This window comes from Bradyrhizobium sp. (assembly GCF_016462955.1).
Lineage (GTDB): Bacteria > Pseudomonadota > Alphaproteobacteria > Rhizobiales > Xanthobacteraceae > Bradyrhizobium.
The window spans coordinates 1-2,973 of sequence record NZ_JAEMSD010000681.1; the positions used below are offsets into that span (position 1 = coordinate 1).

Annotated in this window: 2 protein-coding genes and 1 pseudogene; 2 read left to right on the forward strand and 1 reads right to left on the reverse strand. The window is 65.4% G+C overall.

Annotation, left to right across the window (positions count from 1 at the left end; translation table 11 throughout):
* Positions 1-434 (reverse strand): annotated as a pseudogene (locus JHD07_RS36775) (AraC family transcriptional regulator); the annotation flags it as partial.
* A 219-nt stretch (positions 435-653) separates the two neighbouring features.
* Here JHD07_RS36775 and JHD07_RS36780 point away from each other — a divergent pair.
* Both JHD07_RS36780 and JHD07_RS36785 read left to right on the forward strand, forming a co-directional pair.
* On the forward strand, positions 654-2,144 hold the full coding sequence (locus tag JHD07_RS36780; protein WP_366865820.1) for a caspase family protein: 1,491 nt from the start codon (positions 654-656) through the stop codon (positions 2,142-2,144).
* Between the two features lie 109 nt (positions 2,145-2,253).
* A partial coding sequence (locus tag JHD07_RS36785) for an FAD-dependent oxidoreductase (protein WP_291631110.1) occupies positions 2,254-2,973 on the forward strand: 720 nt, incomplete at its 3' end.

Sequence of the window (2,973 nt, forward strand, 5' to 3'; positions counted from 1 at the left end):
ATGCGCTTGTCCTGCCCCGGGATGCTGCTCACGGGAATCTTCAGGATGCGCAGGTGGAAGCCGCCAGTGCCGAGCGGCGCGGTGCGGTAGGGCAGGTCGGTGTGGCTGGTGGCGAAGCTGCCGCCGCCGATCGAAAAGTCGCTGGCGCGCATGCCGCCGAACCAGCCGCCGCTGCCGAGTTGCTGGTAGATGCAGATCGCGTCGCCCGGGGCGGCGGCGATGTCGGAGGCGCTGCGTTCGACCGTGTAGGGCGAGGCCTTGAGTTCGACGAGGCCGGCGCCGCCGAGCTGGCAAAGCGAGAATTCGCCGAAGAAGTCCGGGCGCTGTTCGCGCTCGAGCTCGGCGGTGACGCCGAACAGGCCCTTGGCACGGACCTCGCGCCAATAGTCGAAGCGGTCGTGCGGCTCGACCTCGTCGGTGCACCAGCGAAACACGGCAGCCCCTTCAGACGGAATGCCCAACAAGAAGCAGATTCCGGCCAATTCTGCCATAGGCCAATGATGGAATCGGCCGAACAGGCCTCTTGAACCGCTGTTGCGCCTGGCCCGACTATCACACAGCGGCAGGGGGTCCCTAGAACGATCGTTCGGAGAGAACCAGCATGGGCCGCTCGACAACGGGATGATTGTGATGACGCGACGGCTTTCGGACTTCTGGCGGCCCTTGGCATTGCTGCGAGCCTGGGCGGCTTCGCCGCTCCCGCCTATGCAGAGAAGCGCGTCGCGCTCGTCGTCGGCAACAATGATTACAGGAACGTCCCGAAGCTGCTCAAGGCGGTCAACGACGCCCGCACCATGGGTGACACGCTGAAGCAGCTCGGCTTCTCGGTCATGGTCGCCGAGAACCAGAGCCGGCAGCAATTCTCCGAGACGCTGCTCGCCTTCGACAAGGCGATCGAGCCCGGCGACACCGCGTTCTTCTTCTATGCCGGCCACGGATTCGAGATTGCCGGGCAGAACTATTTGCTGCCGACCGACGTGCCGGCGGCGACGGAAGGCCAGGAAGAGCTGGTGCGCGACGCCTCGATCCTCGCCGACCGCATCGTCGAGCGCCTCCAGAACAAGAAGGCGCGAACCTCGATCCTGGTGTTCGACGCCTGCCGCAACAACCCGTTCGAGCGCAAGGGCACGCGCGCGGTCGCGGGCGGCGCCGGGCTCGCGCCGATGACGCAGCTGCCCGAAGGCGTGTTCTCGGTGTTCTCGGCAGGGCCCCGCCAGACCGCGCTCGATCGCCTGTCCAACGACGATGCCAATCCCAATTCGGTGTTCACGCGCACCTTCGCCAAGGAGCTGCTCAAGCCCGGCGAGAACCTGGTGCAGGTGGCGCAGCGCACCCGCCGTGCCGTCAGCGAGCTGGCCGACACCGTGAAGCACAGGCAGGTGCCGGTTTATTTCGACCAGATGGTCGACGACGTCTTCCTCAGCGGCCTCGCCAAGGATGCCGTCACCCGTTCCGACGACCCGCCGCAGCAGAAGCTCGCGGCGCTGCCGCCGGTATCCGTGCCGCAGATGCCCAAAGAAGAGACCCTCAACGCGCCGATCGCAAGCTTCTCGCGGCACAATGGCGGCTGGAGCGTGACGTTCTCCTTCGCCGATCCCACGCTCGGCATTTCCTGGCGCATGGCCGGCAAAAGCGATTTCCGCGAGACCGGCTTCATCGACACCCTCGATCCGCGCACGCGCAAGCGGATGCCGAACCCGTCGATCGAGCTGCCGCCGGACGCGCAGGCCGGCACCATCGAGGTTCGCTATGTCGATCAGTGCGGCGACATGCAGGGACCGTTCCCGATCAGGTTCGATCCCGAGGCGGCGCTGATCCGCGACCAGCGCAAGATCCTGGACATGACCTCGACGAGCTGGCTGTCGTTCCGCGAGTTCAACGGGCTCCTGGTCTATTACACGCACCTGGTGTCGTACCGCTGCGCCATTCGCGAGGTGCGCATCGGCATCGACACCGCCGTGCCCAACCAGGTGCTGAAGATGCCGCCTTGCGACATGCGCGATCCCAGCGCCGTCAGCGCCGGCATGCCGCTCTACATGAAGCTCTCACCCGGCACGCAGACCGTCTCGGTGGAACTGACCTATCGCGACGGCAGCGTCTCCGAGATCAAGAGTTTTCGCAGCGCGAACCGCAGCAATCATTAGTGGGTTGTTCAATCGGGGGCTGCCTTCGGCCGGAATCGCGCTAGTATCCGTCGGGCCGATCTCGACCGGTCCATGAAGCGCGGCGGCAATGACATCCGAACAACGACCAATGCGGACCATGAAGGTCCGCTGCTGCATCGTCGGCGGCGGACCGGCCGGCATGATGCTGGGCTATCTCCTCGGGCGCGCCGGCATCCAGGTCGTCGTGCTGGAGAAGCATGCGGATTTCTTCCGCGACTTCCGCGGCGACACCGTCCATCCCTCGACGCTCGAAGTGATGGACGAGCTCGGCCTGATCGACGGATTCCTGAAGCTGCCGCATCAGCGCCTGCAGAAGATGGACGGCCTGTTCGGCGGCACGCCGGTGCGCATCGCCGATCTCGGCCGGCTCCGGACCAAATACCCCTTCATCGCCTTCATGCCGCAATGGGACTTCCTGAATTTCCTCCGCGAGGCCGGCCGGCGTTTTGCGCGGCTCGAAGTGATGATGAGCACCGAGGCGGTGGATCTGATCCGCCGCGGCGAGACAGTCGTCGGCGTGCGGGCGAAGACGCCTGACGGCATCATCGACATCGAAGCCGATCTCACCATTGCCTGCGACGGCCGGCATTCCACGGTGCGCGAGCGCGCTGGCCTTGCCGTCGAGGAGATCGGTGCACCGATGGACGTGCTGTGGTTTCGCGCCGGGCGCAGACCCGACGAGACCGAGAACGTGTTCGCGCGCGTCGAGCCCGGCAAGATGATGATCACATTCTATCGTGGCGACTATTGGCAATGCGCCTATATCATCGCCAAGGGACAGTACGAGGCGGTAAAGGCGAGGGGACTT